Source organism: Mesorhizobium sp. M7D.F.Ca.US.004.03.1.1 (assembly GCF_003998635.1).
Taxonomy (GTDB): domain Bacteria; phylum Pseudomonadota; class Alphaproteobacteria; order Rhizobiales; family Rhizobiaceae; genus Mesorhizobium; species Mesorhizobium loti.
On sequence record NZ_RZQG01000401.1, the window covers coordinates 1 to 5,292 of the forward strand.

General features: G+C 62.2%; 4 protein-coding genes and 1 pseudogene. 3 read left to right on the top strand and 2 right to left on the bottom strand.

The annotated features are described in order from the left end of the window. Both EN935_RS21025 and phaC read right to left on the bottom strand, forming a co-directional pair. Positions 1–595, bottom strand: a pseudogene (locus EN935_RS21025) (peptidase M15A); the annotation flags it as partial. Between the two features lie 214 nt (positions 596–809). Further along, positions 810–2,645, bottom strand: coding sequence for a class I poly(R)-hydroxyalkanoic acid synthase (gene phaC / locus EN935_RS21030; RefSeq protein WP_109671541.1), 1,836 nt, complete (start codon positions 2,643–2,645; stop codon positions 810–812). 43 nt (positions 2,646–2,688) lie between these two features. Between phaC and EN935_RS21035 the strand changes: the two genes are divergently transcribed. The 3 genes from EN935_RS21035 to EN935_RS21045 all read left to right on the top strand — a co-directional run. Further along, entirely contained in the window at positions 2,689–3,135 is a 447-nt protein-coding gene (locus EN935_RS21035) for a hypothetical protein (protein WP_245462835.1), read from the top strand. 45 nt (positions 3,136–3,180) lie between these two features. Then, a complete protein-coding gene (locus tag EN935_RS21040; RefSeq protein ID WP_109671540.1) occupies positions 3,181–4,398 on the top strand; it encodes an LL-diaminopimelate aminotransferase in 1,218 nt (405 codons plus the stop codon). Positions 4,399–4,443: 45 nt separating this feature from the next. Further along, on the top strand, positions 4,444–5,292 hold an 849-nt coding region (locus EN935_RS21045; RefSeq protein WP_164771235.1), incomplete at its 3' end, for a homoserine dehydrogenase.

The window sequence follows — 5,292 nt, forward strand, 5'->3', positions numbered from 1 at the left end:
GCACAGGGGGCTGCTCTCCCGATCGGGTGTTGATAAGGGGCGTCGCCGAGGCCGGCGTGGCGCCGAACATCGAGGCCAGGAAGCCTTTTTTCTTTGGTGCTTCGGCCTGGGGCATCTCGCCAGCCGTCACATAGACCGGGTTGTTCATGGCCGGAGCAGCTGTCGGCTTCTGCGCGTTTACACCGGCGTCGGCGGCTGCGATCTGCTGAGCAACCGTGTCGTTCTGCTGCGCCGTCTGTGCCTGCTGCGTCAGCGACTGCGGCGTGTTGCCGACGATCGTTTCGGCGCCGGCCGGAGTGGTCAGCGGAAAGGCGGCTGCGGGATTGGCCATCGGCACATAGGCGACCTTCTCGGGCAGCGCCGTATCGCTTGCCGTCATCACGGTCGTCTGCTCGGTCGAATCGGAAGTGACGGTCGCCTTGCCGCTGGAGGCAGCACTTATGTCCGATGCAGTGGCATTGTAGCCGGGCATTCCGACCGACATTGTCGGATCACCAGCCGAGGTGCAGGAGGCCAGAAGCAAGGAACAGAGCGCTGCCACAATGGCGCGGCGTTCTCCCTTTGCGAGGCTCCATCCTGCTGATTTCAAAGTCAAATTCCCCCTCGATGCCCGGTCGGTATCCTTGGCGCGGCACGCATACGTCGCTGTCAAGGTGACCTTTGTCTCCGATCCGGAAACGAGACCTGTGTCAAATCCGCAAGCCTGAAAGTATTTTTGCAGTGATTGCCAAATTAGGGCTGCTTGATGGTTGACGACACCATTTCGCCCGCTTTTACCGGCCCGTCAACTCACCAGACATTACAGTCCGTTACACACGCACCTTCACATAGGTACCGGGAGCATCCCCCAAGGTTTTCATATGCTTGCCGGGTTTGCGGGCCGGCACGCGAGTGTTGTCCTTGGCCTCTATCCAGCTCTGCCAGTGCGGCCACCAGGATCCTGGGTGGTCAGTGGCCTTGGCTACCCATTGGCCGAAGTCGCCCGTTGGCGTATCCCCGGTCCAGTATTGGTATTTGTTGGATGCTGGCGGGTTTACGACACCCGCGATGTGGCCCGATCCCGCCATCACGTACTCGACCTTGCCGCCGAAATATTTCGAGCCGAGAAATACCGAAAGCGCTGGCGCGATGTGATCTTCCTTGGAAGCGAGGTTGTAGATCGGGATGGTGATGTCGCCGAGCGAGACCGTGTGGCCCGCCAGCTCCATCATGCCTCGCGAGAGATTGTTCTCAAGATAGCAATTGCGCAGGTAGAAAGAGTGATTGGCCGCGCCCATGCGGGTCGAGTCGGCGTTCCAGTAGAGCAGGTCGAAGGGCAGGGGATCCTTGCCGCGCATGTAGTTGTTGACGACATAGGGCCAGATCAGGTCGCCCGAGCGCAGCATGTTGAAGGCGGTCGCCATCTTGGTGCCGTCGAGATAGCCCTTTTCGCTCATCGATTTTTCCACCGCGGCGACCTGCTCCTCGTCGACGAACACTTTCAGGTCGCCGGCATGAGTGAAGTCGACCTGCGTGGTGAAGAAGGTGGCTGACTTGATGCGGTCGTCGCCTTCTCGCGCCATCAGCGCCAGTGCTGCCGCCAAAAGCGTGCCGCCGACGCAATAGCCGATGGCGTTGACGTCGCGTTCGCCGGTGGCCTTCTCGACCGTGTCGAGGCCATATTGCAGGCCCTCGCGGATATAGGCCTCCCAACCCTTGGCGCCGTGGCGCTCGTCCGGGTTGATCCAGGAGATGACGAACACGGTGTGGCCCTGTTCGATCGCCCAGCGGATGAAGGATTTCTGGGGATTCAGATCAAGGATGTAAAACTTGTTGATCCATGGCGGGCAGATCAGCAACGGCCGCTTGAGCACCGTCTCGGTCGCCGGGTCATACTGGATGATCTCGGCGACATCGCTGCGGCCAACCACCTTGCCAGGGGTGGTGGCGATGTTCCTGCCGATCTCGAAGGGTGAATAGTCGGCCTGACGCAGCTTCAGGTCGCCTTTGCCGGCGGCGATGTCCTCAGCCAGCATCTTCATGCCGCGAACCAGGTTCTCGCCGTTCGAGGCGACGGTTTCGCGAAACAGTTCCGGATTGGTCAGGATGAAATTCGACGGCGAGATGGCGTTGGACACCTGCTTGACGTAGAAGCCGGCCTTGTGGCGGGTGTGCTCGTCCAGACCGTCGGCGTGCTCGACCAGATCGGCCGCCCAGCGCGAGGTGACGAGATAGGCCTGCTTGAGAAAATCGAAGAAGGCGTTGCGGCCCCATTCGGGGTCGAGGAAGCGCTTGTCGCCGCGCTCCGGCTTGACGGCGTCTTCGGTGGCTTCCGCGGCGTTGCTAGTGCGCTGAATGGCGTTGGCCCAGACCGTCATGTAGCCGGAGAACAACCGCGTCTGCGCTTCCAGCGCGCGTTGCGGATCGGAAAGCCAGTATTCGCTGAGCTTGGAAAAGGTCTTCACCATGTCGACAACCGGCTCGGCGACGTGATCGCGCACGTCGCCTTTTTCGCGCGGCTCGGCCCAAGCGGACGCCGCCTTGCCGGCCTGCTCGATCATGCGCGCCATGTTCAGAGCGAAGCGTTCCGGGTCCTTCACCAGATATTGCTCGACGGTCGAAGGCTCGTCATCTTCCGCTTTGCCCGAATCGGGTGTTTTGGACATGGTTGGCGGGGTTCCTCCCGAGGCCTTTTCTTGACATATTAACATGGGACATCCGACCGGGTCCAATCTCGCTTACCTCGGCTGCCAAGGAAACAATATGACGATTAATATTGGCGAGACTGTTTTTTTCGGTGCCGGACGTTTTTGCCGCATCGGCGCGTCGATCGTCCTCATGGGGATTGCCGGGTGCTCGAGCGCCAACACGAGCGGCCCGACGCCTATTGCTGCGGGGACGGGGCCGAAGGATACCGGCACCTTTCCAAACCTGAACATCAAGCCGCAAGTGGCGGCGCCGCAGTTCACCGAAGCCGAGAAGAACGCCAAGCTTGCGCAATTGAAGGCGGACGAGAACGCGCAGGCAGCCAAAGGCGGCGGTCCGAAGGTCGCCAACCAGGCGGCACTGACGGATCTCGCCAAGAAGCATGGCGACGAAACGCTGAAGCAGATCGAAGCCAAATGCGACCCCGCCCTCGACCCTACCTGCAAATAAGTATATAGCGCGCGCCCAATACCCCCTTTGCTGTCTGGAACTGCCATGGAAGAATTTCACAAGGTTCGCCGGCTTCCGCCTTACGTCTTCGAGCAGGTCAACCGGCTCAAGGCCAGCGCTCGTTCGCGCGGCGCCGACATCATCGACCTCGGCATGGGCAATCCGGACCTGCCCACACCCAAGGCCATCGTCGACAAGCTATGCGAGGTCGTGCGCGATCCGCGCACGCACCGCTATTCCTCGTCGCGCGGCATTCCGGGCCTGCGCCGCGCCCAGGCCGCCTACTACAACAGGCGCTTCGGCGTGAAGCTCAATCCCGATACGCAAGTGGTGGCCACGCTTGGCTCGAAGGAAGGCTTCGCCAACATGGCGCAGGCAATCACGGCGCCTGGCGACGTGATCCTGTGCCCCAATCCGACCTATCCGATCCACGCTTTTGGTTTCATCATGTCGGGCGGCGTCATCCGCTCCTTGCAGGTGGAGCCCGATGATGGCTTCATCCCGGCGCTTGAGCGTGGTGTCAAGCATTCGATCCCGAAGCCGTTGGCGCTGATCCTCAACTATCCGTCGAACCCGACGGCGCTGGTCGCTTCGCTCGATTTCTACAAGGATGTGGTCGCCTTCGCCAAGAAGAACGACATCATCATCCTGTCCGACCTTGCCTATTCGGAGATCTATTTCGACGGCAATCCGCCGCCTTCGGTGTTGCAGGTTCCGGGCGCGATCGACGTCTGCGTCGAGTTCACCTCGATGTCGAAGACCTTCTCGATGCCCGGCTGGCGCATGGGGTTTGCCGTCGGCAACGAGCGGCTGATCTCGGCCCTAACGCGGGTGAAATCCTATCTCGACTACGGCGCCTTCACGCCGATCCAGGTGGCTGCAGCGCACGCGCTCAACGGCGACGGCGCCGACATCGCCGAGGTCCGCGACATCTACCACAAGCGCCGCGACGTGATGGTCGATGCCTTCGGCCGCGCCGGCTGGACCATTCCGGCACCGGCTGCGTCGATGTTTGCCTGGGCGCCGATCCCGGAGCCGTTCCGGCATCTCGGCTCGCTCGAATTCTCCAAGCTGCTCATCGAACATGCCGACGTGGCGGTGGCGCCCGGTGTCGGCTTCGGCGAACATGGCGACGATCACGTGCGCATTGCGCTGGTCGAGAACGAGCATCGGATCCGGCAGGCGGCGCGCAACATCAAGCGCTTCCTGGCGACCAGCGCCAAGCAACCCAACAATGTGGTTCCGCTTTCCGCTCACCGGTAAGTTTGCCGCACGCAATTTGATCTGACTTGAGGGACGTCGCCGGACATGGCTGAACCATTGCGTGTTGGAATTGCCGGCCTCGGCACGGTTGGCGCGTCGGTGGCGCGCGTGCTGCGCGACAAGGCGGCGGAGCTGACCCGCCAGTGCGGCCGTGACGTCATCGTCACCGCCGTCTCGGCGCGCGACCAGAAGCGTAATCGCGGCGTCGATCTGAGTTCGGCAAAGTGGTTCGACGATCCGGTCAAGATGGCGCAGGCCGCCGAAATCGACGTGTTCGTCGAACTGATCGGCGGCGACGAGGGGCCGGCGCGCTCATCGGTGAAGGCGGCACTCGAAGCCGGCCGTCACGTCGTCACTGCCAACAAGGCGCTGCTCGCCAAGCATGGCGTGGCGCTGGCCGAGATCGCCGAGAAGAAGGGCGTGCTGCTTAACTACGAGGCCGCCGTGGCGGGCGGCATTCCGGTCATCAAGACGATGCGCGAGGCGATGGCCGGCAATTCGGTCACCCGCGTGTTCGGCATCCTCAACGGCACCTGCAACTATATCCTGACCCGCATGGAGGCCGAGGGCATCTCATTCGACGCCTGCCTGAAGGACGCGCAGCGGCTGGGGTATGCCGAGGCCGATCCGACCTTCGACATCGAGGGCCAGGACACCGCGCACAAGCTGTCGATCTTGACCAGCCTTGCCTTCGGCACCAGGATCGCCGCCAACGACATCTACATGGAAGGCATTTCCAACATCACCCAGGCTGACATCCGCGCGGCCGGCGATCTTGGCTACCGGATCAAGCTGCTTGGTGTCGCCCAGCGCACCGAGAGCGGCATCGAGCAGCGCGTTCACCCGACCATGGTGCCGACCGCCTCGGTCATCGCGCAGGTGCACGGCGTGACC